This is a genomic window from Vreelandella janggokensis, assembly GCF_031451615.1.
Lineage (GTDB): Bacteria > Pseudomonadota > Gammaproteobacteria > Pseudomonadales > Halomonadaceae > Vreelandella > Vreelandella janggokensis.
In genome coordinates this window covers 25,452-40,420 of sequence record NZ_JARWAJ010000002.1, presented here as the reverse complement: position 1 = coordinate 40,420, position 14,969 = coordinate 25,452, and the positions used below count along the sequence as shown (strand labels likewise).

Below are 14,969 nucleotides of genomic sequence, written 5' to 3'. Positions count from 1 at the left end.
CACGGATAGAGACAGACTTCACGACGGAGTGGTCAATGAGCGAGCAGGCTTACGATTCATCAAGCATCAAGGTGCTCAAGGGGCTGGATGCGGTACGCAAGCGTCCAGGCATGTACATCGGCGATACAGACGACGGCACCGGGCTGCACCACATGGTCTTCGAGTTGGTGGATAACTCCATCGATGAAGCCCTGGCTGGCCACTGCAGCGAAATTCGTGTGGTTATTCACCCTGATGAATCCGTCACGGTCAGCGATAATGGACGCGGTGTGCCTACCGAGATTCACGAAGGTGAAGGCGTATCGGCCGCTGAAGTCATCATGACCGTCCTGCACGCAGGCGGTAAGTTTGACGATAATTCGTATAAGGTTTCCGGGGGGCTCCATGGTGTGGGCGTTTCCGTGGTCAACGCCTTGTCCGAAGAGCTTCGGCTGACGATCTGGCGCCAGGGAGACGTTTTTGAACAGGTTTATCACCACGGTGTTCCCCAAGCTCCCCTCGCCGTTGTGGGCACGACAGAAAAGAGTGGTACGCGAGTGCATTTCCGGCCTTCACCGGAGACGTTCACCAGTATCGAATTCCACTACGATATTCTGGCGAAACGGCTAAGGGAGTTGTCCTTCCTGAATTCTGGCGTTGCCATCCGTTTGATGGATGAGCGCAGTGGCAAGGAAGAGCTTTTCCATTATGAAGGTGGTTTGAAAGCGTTTGTTGACCACCTGAACCAGAATAAATCGGTGCTCAACCCGGTGTTTCACTTCAACGCGGTTCGTGAGGACGGTATTGAAGTGGAAGTGGCCATGCAGTGGAACGATACCTTTACAGAGAGTATTTTCTGCTACACCAACAATATTCCCCAGCGCGATGGCGGTGCGCACCTGGCTGGCTTTCGCGCGTCGTTAACGCGGACGCTGAACCATTACATCGAGGCTGAAGGTCTGCTCAAGAAGGCCAAGGTCAATACCTCGGGTGATGATGCGCGAGAAGGCTTGACCGCGATTATTTCAGTAAAAGTGCCTGACCCGAAGTTCTCCTCACAAACCAAGGACAAGCTGGTCTCCTCGGAAGTTAAGACCGCGGTAGAACAGGAAATGGGCCGTCAATTTTCTGACTACTTGATCGAGAAGCCCAACGAAGCCAAAGCAATCGTTAATAAGATGCTTGATGCAGCACGGGCGCGTGAAGCGGCTCGTAAGGCGCGGGATATGACACGCCGTAAAGGGGCGCTGGATATTGCCGGGCTGCCTGGCAAGCTCGCCGACTGCCAGGAAAAAGACCCCAGCCAGTCGGAACTGTATCTGGTGGAGGGTGATTCGGCGGGTGGCAGTGCCAAGCAGGGCCGCGACCGTCGCACGCAAGCGATTTTGCCGCTTAAAGGCAAGATACTGAACGTCGAAAAGGCGCGTTTCGACAAGATGCTATCGTCAGCGGAAGTTGGCACGCTAATAACCGCGCTGGGCTGCGGTATTGGTCGCGAAGAGTTTAATCCCGACAAATTACGATATCATTCCATCATCATCATGACAGACGCTGATGTTGATGGCTCGCATATTCGAACGCTGCTGCTTACGTTCTTTTTCCGTCAGATGCCCGAGCTGATCGAGCGCGGTCATGTGTTTATCGCGCAGCCACCGCTTTACAAGATCAAGCGTGGCAAGCAAGAGCTTTACCTCAAAGACGAGCAGGCGATGGTTGATTACCTGACGACCACAGCCCTTGACGGTGCAGGGCTCCATGTCAATGCCGATGCGCCGGGTATCGCCGGGTCGCAGCTTGAATCGTTGGTTAACCAGTACCGCAATGTGATGAAGCGTATTGACCGCCTTGCACGGGTATACCCCATCGAAGTGCTCAAGCAGGCTGTTCACGCCACCGCTCTTGAGGGTGAAGCAAGCCTTAAAGATCGCGTTACCATGGAAAACTGGATTGCCGAGCTGCAAAAAGCCATGGATGACATGGTGGCCTATGAAGGTGGCCCGCGTTATCAGTTCTATCTCCACGAAGACACGGAGCGTGATCTTCACCTGCCCGCCGTATCGCTCATTGCTCATGGTGTGACGACTGAGTATGTATGGGGTCTGGATTTCTTTGAAAGTGCAGATTACCGCGCCATTGCGGCGCTGGGTGGCACGATTAACGGCCTTCTTGAAGAAGGTGCCTATATCGCTCGAGGCGAGCGCCAGAAGCCGGTTGCCCACTTCTCTGAAGTGCTGGCCTGGTTGATGCAGGAAGGTCAGCGTGGCCTTTCTGTGCAGCGTTACAAAGGCCTTGGTGAGATGAACCCGGAACAACTCTGGGATACCACGATGGATCCTGATAGTCGTCGTATGCTGCGGGTCACCATTGAAGACGCGGTGGCGGCTGACATGATGTTCAACACCTTGATGGGTGATGAAGTTGAGCCGCGGCGTGACTTTATTGAATCCAATGCGCTGACGGCGAATATCGATATCTAGCACGCTGTTTCACGTGAAACAGTCGGTGCTTTGCCTGATGAAAAACGCTGCCCGCTCAGGAGCAGCGTTTTTTTATGGCTGAGGAATTATCTGTTGTTGGTCACACAGCCAATCAGCAAACTCTGCCAGATCGCGATAGACCAGTGCCTTCTCCAGACCTATATTCCTGGAGAGCGTTTTTTCCCCTTTGCCCGTTTTGACCAGTACCGGTCGACAGCCAACCGCTTCACCTGCTTGAAGATCTCTCAGGCTATCACCGACCATCCAGCTGCCCTCAAGGCTCTCCAATTCCAGTTTTTCCTGTATTTCAGCAAGCAGGCCGGGTAACGGTTTGCGGCAATCGCAGTGATCGTCTGGTCCATGTGGGCAGTAGGCGATATGGGTAATTTGGCCACCTTTGGCATTTACCTGACTTTGAAGATGGTCGTGCATGGCTTGCAGCGTCGATTCATCGTAAAAACCCCGGGCAATGCCCGATTGGTTAGTGGCAATCGCAACCGTGAAGCCCGCGCGGGATAGCTTGGCGATGGCCTCGATAGCTCCGGGTAAGGGGACCCATTCGCTCAAAGATTTGATGTAGGCGTCAGAGTCATGGTTGATAACGCCGTCGCGATCGAGAATGACCAACTGGTGAGCACTCAGCATAGGTATCCTTGGGTGATGGTGGTGCTTTCGCTTTAGCCTTAGATTAAAAGCGGATCAATAAAAGCGCGAATGTTTCACGTGAAACAGTGCTGTGGGTATAAAAAAGCCCGGCAACCTGGGTGCCGGGCTTTCCGTGTTTCAAACCGTATCAGATACTGGGTTGGCGTTATTGAGGCAATTGGGCGATGTCTGCCACTTCAAGGAATAGCGCCTGAAGACTGGCAAGCAATGCAAGGCGATTACGGCGAATGGATTCATCATCGGCCATCACCATCACCTGATCAAAGAAATTATCCACCGGCTCGCGCAACGTTGCCAACGCATCAAGCGCCTGCTGGTAATCACCAGCGGCAAACAGCGGAGTCACCTGATGCTGGCTGCGGGTTACTGCATTGAACAATGCTTGTTCCGCCGGCTCTTGCAGCAGGCTTTGATCGACCTGAGTGCTGCCGTCATGTTCCTGCTTGCTGAGAATATTAGAAACACGCTTATTGGCTGCGGCCAGGGCAGCCGCCTCATCACGCTGGGCGAAAGCTTTGACGGCACGCAGGCGGCGAGCGAAATCGAGCGGCTTGGTCACCGGGCGGGCGCGAACAGCCAGGTACATTTCGGCGGTGATGCCTTCTTCCTGGCCCCAGGCGCGGAAACGATCGAGCATGTAGGTCAGGACATCATCGATTAGTCCTTCCGCCTTGTGGAGATCCTGGTACTGTTCAGCGGCCACGTTAAGCAGCTCACGAAGGTCGAGATTGAGCTCGCCTTTGACCAGGATGTTCAGCACACCGATAGAGGCGCGACGCAATGCAAAGGGGTCTTTGGCGCCAGTCGGCCGCTGACCAATACCGAAAATGCCGACCAGGGTGTCCAGACGGTCAGCCAGAGCAAGCGCCTTGCCTGTCGCACTATGGGGAATGGCATCGGTCGCAAAGCGAGGCAGGTACTGTTCTTCAAGTGCCTGGGCAACGTCAGCGGGTTCGCCATCCTGCTCGGCGTAGTAACGCCCCATGATGCCCTGAAGCTCAGGGAATTCCAGTACCATCTCGGTCACCAGATCACACTTGGCAAGTGCAACGGCGCGTTGGGCATGGGTGACGTCACCGCCAATCCTTTCGGCAATGTGGCTTGCGATAGCACTGCTGCGGCGTGCCTTGTCGGCCAGGGTCCCGAGTTGCTGCTGGAAGACCACGCTTTCCAACTGGGGAATACGCGAAGCAAGGGTACGCTTACGGTCGGTGTCGTAGAAAAACGCCGCGTCGGCCAGGCGCGGGCGAATGACCTTTTCATTACCTGAAATCACCTGCTGAGGATCAGCGCTGTCGATGTTCGAGATGGTAATGAAAAGTGGCTTGAGCTTGCCCTGATCATCCAGTAAATGAAAGTACTTCTGGTTGGCCTTCATTGAGGAAACCAGACATTCGGCAGGCACTTCCAGGAAGCGTTCGTCAAAGCTGCCAGTCAGTGCCACGGGCCACTCAACCAGACCGCTGACTTCGACCAAAAGGTCTTCGTCGATTACCGCGTTGGCTTCCTGTACTTCCGCCTCTGCCAGCACCTGCTCGCGGATACGCTCCCGGCGCTGTTGACGGTCGGCCAGCACAAAGGCGTCTTCCAGTGCGCCAAGGTAAGCATCGGCATGCTCGAGCTGAATGGCATCCGGGGCGTGGAAGCGATGACCATAAGTGGTACGGCTGGCTTGCAAACCCAGTGCCTCGGCAGCAATGACATCGCTGCCGTAAAGGGCCACAAGCCAATGAACCGGGCGGGAGAACTCTATTCGCGAGGTACCCCAGCGCATGTTTTTGGGCACGGGCAGCGCGCTGATCGCTTTGCGCAGAATATCGGGCAGTAGCGTCTGTACACTTTCACCCGGCTGATGTTCGCGAAAGCCAAGCCAGGTGCCCTTGTCGGTTTCCAGGTGGATCAATTCATCCACGCTGACACCGCAGGAGCGCGCAAAGCCTTCTGCCGCCTTGGTGGGCGCTCCCTCTTTGAAGGCGGCTGCCAGGGCTGGACCACGGCGCTCGACTTCACGGTCAGGTTGTTTGTCGGCTAGGTTTTTCACCTGCACCGCCAGACGGCGGGGTGTCGCATAAGCCGTAACGCCCTGAAAGGGAATGTCAGCTTCCTGCAGGCCTTTTTCGATCCCGGCCGCGAAGGCATCTGAAAGCGCATCCAGGGCCGTCGGCGGAAGCTCTTCAGCGCCCAGTTCCAGTAGAAGCGTATCAACAGCCATTATGCGTCTCCCTGATCGGCGAGTAGTTCGTTGCGCAGTGATTCCGGGGCCATGGGGAAACCTTCAGCTTTGCGCGACTCAAAATAGGCAGTGGCGACGTCCCGTGCCATGGTCCGAACGCGTAGAATAAAGCGTTGACGCTCGGTGACCGAAATGGCGTGACGCGCGTCTAACAAGTTGAACGTATGCGACGCCTTCAGCACCTGTTCATAAGCGGGCAGTGGAAGTCTGGCTGCCAGCAATTTGCTGCACTCTTGTTCCTGATGGTCAAAGTTAGCAAATAACTGTTCAACGTCAGCGTGTTCGAAGTTATAGGCGGATTGTTCGCGTTCATTCTGCAGGTAAACGTCGCCGTAGCTGACTTCGCTGCCGTCGGGGGCAATGGCCCAAACCAGGTCATAGACGCTGTCGACGTTTTGCAGGTACATGGCGATGCGCTCAAGCCCGTAGGTCAACTCGCCGGTGACCGGGTAACATTCGATACCGCCGGCCTGCTGGAAATAGGTAAACTGGGTGACTTCCATGCCGTTCAGCCAGACTTCCCAGCCAAGCCCCCAGGCGCCGAGGGTAGGGGATTCCCAGTTGTCCTCGACGAAGCGCACGTCATGGATCAGCGGGTCCAGTCCTAGGCGTTTCAATGAGCCAAGGTACAGGTCCTGGAGATTGCTGGGTGACGGCTTCATGACCACCTGAAATTGATAGTAATGCTGCAGGCGGTTGGGATTTTCGCCGTAGCGGCCGTCTGTAGGGCGGCGAGACGGCTGGACATAGGCAGCGTTCCAGGTCTCCGGCCCAATGGCACGCAGGAAGGTAGCGGGGTGAAAAGTGCCTGCACCAACCTCCATATCGAGCGGCTGGAGAATGACACAGCCTTGTTCTGCCCAATACTGTTGCAGCGCAAGGATCAAGCCTTGAAAGGTCGACACATCAGGCGTCGATTGGTTTGTCGAGACACTCATCGCGGAAAGCACCGTTGGCCATGAATTCATAAGCCGTCAAGTATACAATCCCAAGCAGATAGGTTATAGGCACGAGAGCCAACAGAGCCGTTTTTGGTAAGGAGAATGAAATGATTGTCATAACAGGCGGTGCCGGTTTTATCGGGGCCAACTTGGTCAAAGCGCTGAACGCCCGCGGCCGGAACGATGTAATGGTGGTTGATGATTTGCGCGATGGCACCAAATTCGTCAATTTGGCTGACTGCACCCTGGCGGATTATCTTGATAAAGACGATTTTCTCGCCAGGGTAAAAGCGGCATTGCGGGGAGAGAGCGTCGATCTACCCAAGATCGATGCTATTTTCCATGAGGGCGCCTGTTCCGATACGACGGAATGGGACGGCCACTATATGATGGAAAATAACTTCGAGTACTCCAAAGTACTGCTAAATTACTGCGAGCTGCGGGGAATCCCCTTCTTGTATGCCTCATCAGCTGCCACCTATGGCGGTAGCGAGGTATTCAAGGAGGTGCCTGAGTGTGAAAAACCGCTCAACGTGTATGGCTACTCCAAGCTGCTGTTCGATCAACACGTGCGTACTCGCTGGGATGAGCTGACAACCCAGGTTGTGGGGTTTCGGTATTTCAATGTGTATGGCCCCAGAGAGCAGCATAAAGGCAAGATGGCCAGCGTGGCGTATCATCACCACCTGCAAATCCGTAATGGTGAAACCCTGAAACTGTTTGGTGCCTATGATGGCTATGAGGCCGGTATGCAGAGTCGTGACTTTGTGTATGTAGGCGATGTTGTCGACGTAAACCTGTGGTTTCTGGATAACCCAGGTGCCTCAGGTATTTTCAATCTGGGTACCGGCCGCGCGGAACCGTTTAAGGCGATTGGTGAAGCGGTCATCGATTTCTACGCCAAGGGGCAAATCGATTACATCGATTTCCCGGAAGAACTGAAAGGGCGTTACCAAAGCTATACCCGTGCTGACATAAGCAATCTGCGGGAAGCCGGTTGCGATGTTGAATTCAAAACGGTTGCCCAGGGGGTCAAAGCGTATCTGGAGTGGCTCAATGGCTAATTCCGCCATGCGGCTACTGGTTATCGGGCCTTCCTGGGTGGGCGATATGGTGATGGCCCAGAGCCTGTTCATGACCCTTAAAGCACGTTATCCCAATGCCACCATCGGGGTGGTCGCACCCGCATGGTCACAGCCTATTCTGGAACGAATGCCCGAGGTGGATGAGGTGCTGCCCCTGGCGGTAGGCCACGGCGAGTTTGGTCTTGTCAGTCGGCGCGAACTTGCCAATCGCCTGAAAGGACGTTTTGATCGGGCGATTGTGCTGCCCCGGTCCTGGAAAGCCGCATTGGTGCCCTTTATGGCACGTATTCCTGAGCGTATCGGATTTCTCGGAGAGCATCGCTATGGCCTCTTGAAAGAGCGCCGCAAGCTGGATAAGCAAGTATTGGATCAAACCGTGAAGCGATTTGTCTCGTTAGGCTTGCCGCTTGATGAGGCGGCGACAGGGGATTTTGCGATCCCCAAGCCGCGCCTGACCATTGACCGGGACAATCTGGTCAATTTACGACTGGCCAATATGCTTTCATCCCGTCCGGCGATAGGCATGATGCCGGGGGCTGAATATGGACCGGCGAAACAGTGGCCACTCGACTACTTTCGACAATTAGCTCAAAAGCTCATTGCCGATGGCTATGAAATACGTGTTTTTGGCGGTCCCAAAGACCATGAAGGCGCTGACACGATTGTGAAAGGGCTCCCCCAGGCCCACAATCTATGTGGTAAAACGGCCCTGGCAGATGCGGTGGACCTGCTTGCCGACTGTCGCCAGGTCGTGACCAATGATTCGGGTCTTATGCACGTAGCGGCCGCAGTCGGTGTGCGGATACATGCGCTTTATGGTTCTTCTTCGCCTGCTTACACACCACCGCTTACCGATAATGCGGTGATTCATTATCTTGAACTTTCCTGCTCCCCATGTTTTGAGCGTACCTGCCCATTGGGCCATACTAACTGCTTGAATAAGTTACACGTAGAATCCGTCTATCAGGCAATTTTGGCCGACCGGCAGCGCGAAAAAGTGATCGTTAACGCATAATGTCGACTTCATCGGTTCGGTCTGCCGGCGTTTCAATCACCTGCTCCTGTGGAGAGGGACTGGGTTCCTGACGCTGGGGTGCCAGCCCCTCCCACAGTCGGTGCTGCAGGGCGGTTTCCTCTCGTAAGTGCTCGTTCAAAGTATCCAGGCCATGACGCTCCACCAGGGTTTCCTGATCGCTCAGCAGCGAGACGCCCAGCCCCGCTCGGTGTCCATCCAATGTGAAGTCGAGAGCCTCAAGAATCGTGGGGAAGGCATCCAGCATGGTGGCATTTCGCTGAATTCGCTGGGGAGGCAAATGGTCACCCAGTAGCATGAAGGTGTTTTCACGATCCATCGTGGTCAGCTCGTCCCATACTGATACGCGCATGGTGAGGTGATCACTCATGATCGCCACGACGGTGTCATCCAATAACCCTTCATTGTTCAGGCGATTAATCAGATCGCGTGCCAGCCAGGCAGAGCACTCAACTGAATAAAGAATGTCTTGCTCATCAAAAGAGCCTTGACGTTCGCGACAGCGCTGAGCGGGAAATCCGTTGGGGGCATGGCCTGAAATACTCAGCGTCACTACCCCCCAGGGGCCGTTATCTGCTTCGTCAAGCCGACGAATTTCTTCAACTGTCATGTTATAAAGGCTGTCATCGTAGATTCCCCAACTGTTGACGTAGTCCGGGTCATCGAGTCGCTGTACGAGCTCTTCCTTGCCTTGAACGCGTTGAAACTGATGGCCGCGGTAGAACAAGCCTTTGCCAGCAAACTCCGTGCTGGCCCCACCCAGGTAGCTGAGTCGGTATCCTTGGGCGGCTAGAATATCGCCCAGGCAGTCAATACCTGGAACAACACTCTTCAATGGTTCGAACTGACTGTCGTGGAGAAGCCCCGCTGGCATCAGGGGAACACCGCATTGACTGGCGATCATACCGGCCATGGTCCAGCCGGTATTCTCCATTTGCTGAATACCCTCAAAGACAACGCCCCGTTCACCGAGGCGGTTAAGGTCATCGTAAGCATCGCCAAACTGGGTGGCATCATAAGTGCGCTCGATGCTTTCCAAATAAAGTACAAGCAAGTTAGGGGCTTCTTTCTGATTAGATGTAGGTGGGGCTACATAGCGCTGATCCAGCCAATCAGCGTTGTCGGCCACCACTGCCGCGCTGCGCTGGCCCAGCCCGAAAAGCAAAGGATTACTGGCGAGAAGCCCAATCGCCAGAAAGCGTTCTATCAATCGCCAACGTTGATCATGGCGGGACAGCCAGGTGACAGAAGCCAATACAGCAAGCATGCTCAGTGTATAAACAAGGGCGGTAATCATCTTGCCTGCACCGCCATGCTCAGCCATGCCTGCCTGGAGATGGAAAAAAACAGCCCCCAAGTCGACATTACCGAAGCTGTCTGCCAGGTAGATATAAACACCCCATAGACTTAACGGCGCAAGCGACCACGGCCATACGTTACGATAACGTGCATTGAGAGGCCGTCCCCAGCGTAACTTTATACCGACGGCGAACCAGGTAATGGCAAACAGGAACAGGGTCCACCAGGGCAGGCGTGTCAGCACGGTGATCGCATAGCCAAGGGAGAGGCCTGTCATCGTAATGGGCAAACACGCCGAAGGCTTTTGACGTATAAACGCGATCATGCGTCTCCTGTGATGATGTAGGCTACAGGCATAGCTGGCTCGGTAGTGCATTGAGAGAGCGAAAAGGCTATGAGGTAATAGAGACTTAACAAAATATATCACCTTAGTATAGATGTTGCACCTTTAACAGCATATGAAGGCAATAAAATGATAAAAGTTAGTGGTCATTGTTAGTGATTGTACGCCATTTAAATATTTAGAGACTTTATGAAAACTTTAGTGGAAGTGACGCAGATTTTGTTGGCTACAAATATTGGCCTCAAAATTATATAATGTTCTTTTCAATAAGAGCTGCTTTTCAATAAATATGTCGCTGTAGTAGAGAGGAAGCTATTTTAAATAAATATTTAAGTAAGAGTCAGCCATGCTTTTTGAGCTATATTTCTTTAACCTAAGGAAGGCGTTTTCGGAAATATGGTTTGCTAGGTCTTCGTCTTTATATAGCATAACAATAGCTTCTTTAAATGCTCTTGCGTTATCAGGTTGAACTAATATTCCGGTTTTTTGATGTTTTACAATATCCGGAATTCCGCCTGTATTACTAGCAATTATAGGCACTTTTGCATTCATGACATCAAGTAAAATTGACCCTAGTCCTTCGTTACGTGATGGAAATGCAAAAAGATCGAATGCTTCAATATAATCTAAAATGTTTGATTTAAATCCCATCCACTTAACATTTGACAAGTGACTACTCTCTTTTCGAAGTGCACTTTCATCTTCACCCTTCCCAAAAAAGATGAATAACAATTCTGGATATTCTTTTTCTAATAATTCTGCTGCCTCAATGAGAATGCGTTGACCTTTGTGGCGATCAACGACAGCGCCAATATGACCAATAATAAATCGGCCTGGATACTGATGCTTAAGCGATTGGGCTATTTCGAGGCTTGGGGATGAAGGTGTAAAAGCACTTGGAATAATGGGTATATGCTTTGAGGTCAATGAAGTCAGTTCATTTGCAATTATATTGGAAATCGCAACACAAGAATGTGCTTTCTTATAAAAAATTAGGTTGGTAGGTTTTCGCTTAATTGGAGTATCGACTCGACGAGTGATTATATATTCACTCTTATATAACACCCGATGCAACCAAGCCCAGTGTACTGCTTTTGCCTCATGAGCATGGACAATTTTGGCTTTACCTGTAGCATGATGTCCCATTAACTGGTGTTTAGCTGCGACGATACGCAATTTTGGGACACCGGACAACTCACCGCGCATCGGGGAGTCGGGCTGACAAACGAGGGTCTGACGAGAGATGTTCGCGTTGGCTGCAAGCTCCTTAATGAGGAGCACCGTTTGTCGTTCACCACCGCGAAAGCCCTTTGCCAAATTAGCGTGTATAATGTGCAAGTAAGACTCCACCGTACTTAATGTTTTGATGATATCATAACATTGTTTCTGCTTGGAAAAAGGATTTACTGATGATGTCCATAAGGGTGAGCGTTGTTATCATTACCCGAAATGCGTCTGCAACCTTGGTTACGGCGCTAGACTCTCTCTGTGATTTTGATGAAGTTGTCATCTATGATAACGGTTCAACAGATGATACTTTAAAAATAGCTTCTCGCTACACTAATGTATCATTGCATCAAGGAGACTTTTTAGGGTTCGGTTTAAGTAAGCGTCATGCGGTATCATTAGCTAAAAACGATTGGATTTTATCAGTAGATGCGGATGAAAAACCGAATAAGCTACTCATTGATGCTTTAGGTGAATGGATTTCAAACGCACGCTTATCTGATGTTGGAGAAATACTTCGCGAAAATTGGATGTTAGGACGTCCTGTACGGTATTCTGGATGGGGAAACGATTGGCTAGTTAGGTTGTTTAATAGATGTGAATATAATTTCAACGATGCAATGGTTCATGAGTCAGTAAAGATTGATAGTAAGGCGAGCACTTATCGTCTTCCTGGCTGCATTGAACATGAAGCTGTTACAGATTTATCTCAGTTCCTTGAAAAAATAAATCGATATTCTTCTCTTCGATCAAAATCTGGTAAGCTGAAAAAGTACTCGCCCGCTAGTATATTATTTAAATCTTTTTTTGCTTTTATTCGTACTTATTTTATCAAGCTTGGCTTTATGGATGGTTGGAGAGGTTTAGTAATAGCTGTGGCGAATGCCAATGGTGTTTTTTGGAAGTATATTAAGGTCTATACGGATAACTAGTTTTATCAGATGGCTAGGATTATTTAATATGAAGATTTGCTTAATATCTAAGTGTGTGGTGGTTTTTTTGCATAACAGGCCTTTTTTTGGAGCGTATATAGTCCATATTCCATTTTTAGCGGCCATTAAAGAGAAATACCCTAACGCAGTTCTAGTAGGAGTCTCTAAAACATTAGGAGCAGAGTTTCTCTTGGAAGCCGGGTTTTTAGATGTGCTTGAAGTTATAGAAAATGATGATGTTTCAATTTTAAGAAAGAAATACGATTTTGATGTCGGTTTTAACTTGCGGCCTTCCAGTATAAGAACTGCCTTCCAAATGTTAAAGTTGCGTATACCCAATAGAATAGGCTTTCGAAAATTTGGAGCGCTATATACATATTCAAAAAAAATGAATAAGTCTTTATATAGGTCAGATCTCTTCTTATCTTTACTAGACATTCCATCTTCATTGGATGCTGAACCATATGTAAGGGAAAAAATTCCTTATGATAAGGAAATGATGGGAAAAATAATAGTTGCTCCTGGGGCAGGAGGTGCTGAAAAAAAATGGCCTTTGTTATATTATGTAGAATTAGCGAGACGTATTTCGCTTTCTGGCATTGGCGAAATTTTGTTCTTGACAGGTCCTCAAGAAGTAGAAGAAAAAGATAAGCTTGAGAGTTTAGGTTTTTGCGTTTTTCATAATCCGAGTGTTAAAGTTTTGTTCGGTTTGATTGGAGGTTGTAGGCTCTTTATTAGTAATGACTGTGGACCTTCGCATATTGCGCATATATATGGTGTAAAACAAGTCGTTGTTTTTAAAAAATATCTTCCTGAATGGTTTCTGGAAAGAGATAACAGTTTATATTTAGCATCAGAGGAAAGTATTTCTTCTATCACACCAGCGGACGTGTGGATTGCAATTTTAAAAATTTTAAATTAGTTTAATTCAGCTGTAGAAAAAGACTGGTTATAAAAATCACATTGAAGACTCAATCCAAGTATTTGTGTTTATAGATGGAGGAAGTAGTGTCACGTCGATTGCCAGTACCAACGGGAGGAGATCCAGAGTTTTTGCCATTAACTGATGCTCGAATGTATTGGCAGGTGCAGCGTGCTCGTGTGCAGGTGGCGGTTCGTGAGGGCTTTCAGGCGTGGGTCGGCGCTCCTGTGGAGCGAATGACTCTTGGTATATGGAAGCGATGCCTGCCAGGTGGCATTGTGTTGGAAAAGTTGGGCCTACCGCGTCGGCCAGTCGAGCAGGAACTGGCTGATAGTCTGATAATTCACGTAAGGCCGCGTGAGTTGATAAAAATTCGGGATTGGAGGGGAATTCCGAAGCGCAAGCGTCCTTCATCTTCGGCGTTTATTTGGGACGGTGATTGGGATCTGCAACGAGGGGATCTGCGCCATGGCTCGCGTTACCGTTTCATTAGCGATTTGAATGTGCATTCTGATGACCTAACTGAGAGCGATACATTTCAGCGCTTAAAGGCCCGCTCGGATAAAGGGAGTCCCCTGTCTTCCTATCGGCAAGGTTTTCTCCTTGACTCGGAAGAGCGCATTCTTGGCTATCTTAGTGTTTACCTGAATTTTATGAATGATATGAAGCGTAATGGTTTTAATCGGGATAGAGGTAAGGATGAATTAGGCGTAGCGGTAAGCCGAGATGGTCGTTTGATAAAAATAAACCGTGGTTTACATCGGCTTGCTATGGCGCAATATCTTGACTTGCCGACAGTGCCGGTGAAAGTGAAAGCTGTCCACAGAGAGTGGTGGGAGAAAGTAACCCAGAATGCGCATGGCGCTGAAGCGCTTGAGCGTGTGGTGGAAGCACTGCAGCATTGTGAGCCGGAAACCGAGCCTGGTCCCCTTGATCCTGATCAACCCCCTGAAAACTTTATCTGGCCATCCTAGATCGGCTTACTGTCCGATAGCTGTAATGGATATGAAAGCCAACCATGGCGGGCTTAACCCAATGTATATCTTTACCGGTTGAGCTCAGCTTGCAATTGATAAGTAGCCGGGCAACCTCATGGTACGAAAGGCGAAGCACGTATGCTCGATCTCATCTTCATTATGCGGCTGCCTGCGTTAGGTTATGCAACGCATGCCATACCGGTTGTAAAAAATTTGCAGACTCAGGTGCCTGATATTGAGATCACCTGGGTGATCATCGAGCTGACAGATAAGCCCTCCACCAACCTTTCAATTACCCACAATTTTTCAGTTATATTAGTTTTATTTGTATTAATAATAGTCGGTTTTATTTCGCTGCTGAGTATCTTCAACAGCGTTGGGAAAGTCACAAATATGGAAAGCTGGGTGGAGTAGGAAACGTCTGGCTGTGATCTGGGTTATGCACGATGGAACCGAAGGTTAGGGTGACCTTGGGAGATATTGAAGATATACAAGATAGCTCCCTACCCATGGCATTCCAGGACTGGGCGAATCAAAGGTCGTCTATCGCCTCTTCGCTAACCAGGCCGATGCAGTACAAAAATAAACTCGTATGCACAACGCTGGAACATAGAGACATTCTTCAAGACCCTGAAAATAGAATGCCGGATTGAGAAGATGCAACTCACCGCTGCTCTTCGACTCGCTAACAGTATTGCGCTCTGGGAATATCATGACTGACTATGCTTTGACGTCAGTTCCCAAGTGACTCACCAGAAACGGTTTTCACAGATATTGAAGAGCCTTGCTCGACCGTTCAATGTCTTCAACTAGGCAGGATATGCGACACGATATTGATTTTTACATGACGGCGAT

General features: G+C 50.3%; 13 protein-coding genes. 8 read left to right on the top strand and 5 right to left on the bottom strand.

The annotated features are described in order from the left end of the window. The first annotated feature begins 35 nt into the window (after window positions 1-35). Window positions 36-2,456 carry a DNA topoisomerase (ATP-hydrolyzing) subunit B gene (gyrB, locus tag QC816_RS06900; RefSeq protein ID WP_268901871.1) on the top strand — a complete coding sequence of 807 codons (2,421 nt, stop codon included), beginning with the start codon at window positions 36-38 and terminating at the stop codon, window positions 2,454-2,456. A gap of 72 nt (window positions 2,457-2,528) precedes the next feature. Here the strand turns inward: gyrB and gmhB are convergent, their stop codons facing one another. The 3 genes from gmhB to glyQ form a co-directional block, all read right to left on the bottom strand. Then, window positions 2,529-3,101, bottom strand: a complete 573-nt coding sequence (gmhB, locus tag QC816_RS06895) for a D-glycero-beta-D-manno-heptose 1,7-bisphosphate 7-phosphatase (RefSeq protein ID WP_309781456.1) — start codon at window positions 3,099-3,101, stop codon at window positions 2,529-2,531. A 166-nt stretch (window positions 3,102-3,267) separates the two neighbouring features. Then, window positions 3,268-5,334 (bottom strand): glycine--tRNA ligase subunit beta, encoded by a 2,067-nt coding sequence (glyS, locus tag QC816_RS06890; RefSeq protein ID WP_309781455.1) that lies wholly within the window; start codon window positions 5,332-5,334, stop codon window positions 3,268-3,270. Continuing rightward, window positions 5,334-6,293, bottom strand: coding sequence for a glycine--tRNA ligase subunit alpha (gene glyQ, locus QC816_RS06885; protein ID WP_309781454.1), 960 nt, complete (start codon window positions 6,291-6,293; stop codon window positions 5,334-5,336). Before glyQ ends, glyS begins: the two co-directional genes overlap by 1 nt. A gap of 110 nt (window positions 6,294-6,403) precedes the next feature. Between glyQ and rfaD the strand changes: the two genes are divergently transcribed. Together rfaD and waaF are read left to right on the top strand one after the other, a co-directional pair. Continuing rightward, window positions 6,404-7,360: an ADP-glyceromanno-heptose 6-epimerase gene (gene rfaD / locus QC816_RS06880; RefSeq protein WP_199284384.1), complete on the top strand. Its 957-nt coding sequence runs from the start codon at window positions 6,404-6,406 to the stop codon at window positions 7,358-7,360. Further along, on the top strand, window positions 7,353-8,396 hold the full coding sequence (waaF, locus tag QC816_RS06875) for a lipopolysaccharide heptosyltransferase II (RefSeq protein WP_085919159.1): 1,044 nt from the start codon (window positions 7,353-7,355) through the stop codon (window positions 8,394-8,396). The genes rfaD and waaF overlap by 8 nt, the downstream gene beginning before the upstream one ends. Here waaF and QC816_RS06870 read toward each other — a convergent pair. Together QC816_RS06870 and QC816_RS06865 are read right to left on the bottom strand one after the other, a co-directional pair. After that, complete coding sequence (locus tag QC816_RS06870; protein ID WP_309781453.1) at window positions 8,386-10,038, bottom strand: sulfatase-like hydrolase/transferase; 1,653 nt, start codon at window positions 10,036-10,038, stop codon at window positions 8,386-8,388. The two genes, waaF and QC816_RS06870, sit on opposite strands and share 11 nt — an antisense overlap. A gap of 330 nt (window positions 10,039-10,368) precedes the next feature. Next, window positions 10,369-11,394 (bottom strand): glycosyltransferase family 4 protein, encoded by a 1,026-nt coding sequence (locus QC816_RS06865; protein ID WP_309781452.1) that lies wholly within the window; start codon window positions 11,392-11,394, stop codon window positions 10,369-10,371. 71 nt (window positions 11,395-11,465) lie between these two features. Here QC816_RS06865 and QC816_RS06860 point away from each other — a divergent pair, with 71 nt between their 5' ends. From QC816_RS06860 to QC816_RS18295, 5 genes are all read left to right on the top strand, one after another. Beyond that, the gene (locus QC816_RS06860) at window positions 11,466-12,215 is read left to right on the top strand and encodes a glycosyltransferase family 2 protein (protein WP_309781451.1); all 750 of its coding nucleotides are present in this window, start codon (window positions 11,466-11,468) and stop codon (window positions 12,213-12,215) included. A 28-nt stretch (window positions 12,216-12,243) separates the two neighbouring features. After that, complete coding sequence (locus QC816_RS06855) at window positions 12,244-13,137, top strand: glycosyltransferase family 9 protein (protein WP_309781450.1); 894 nt, start codon at window positions 12,244-12,246, stop codon at window positions 13,135-13,137. An 86-nt stretch (window positions 13,138-13,223) separates the two neighbouring features. After that, on the top strand, window positions 13,224-14,111 hold the full coding sequence (locus tag QC816_RS06850) for a hypothetical protein (protein WP_309781449.1): 888 nt from the start codon (window positions 13,224-13,226) through the stop codon (window positions 14,109-14,111). A 141-nt stretch (window positions 14,112-14,252) separates the two neighbouring features. Beyond that, window positions 14,253-14,528, top strand: coding sequence for a hypothetical protein (locus QC816_RS06845; protein WP_309781448.1), 276 nt, complete (start codon window positions 14,253-14,255; stop codon window positions 14,526-14,528). Between the two features lie 168 nt (window positions 14,529-14,696). After that, window positions 14,697-14,834: a hypothetical protein gene (locus QC816_RS18295; protein ID WP_422823734.1), complete on the top strand. Its 138-nt coding sequence runs from the start codon at window positions 14,697-14,699 to the stop codon at window positions 14,832-14,834. Window positions 14,835-14,969 lie beyond the last annotated feature (135 nt).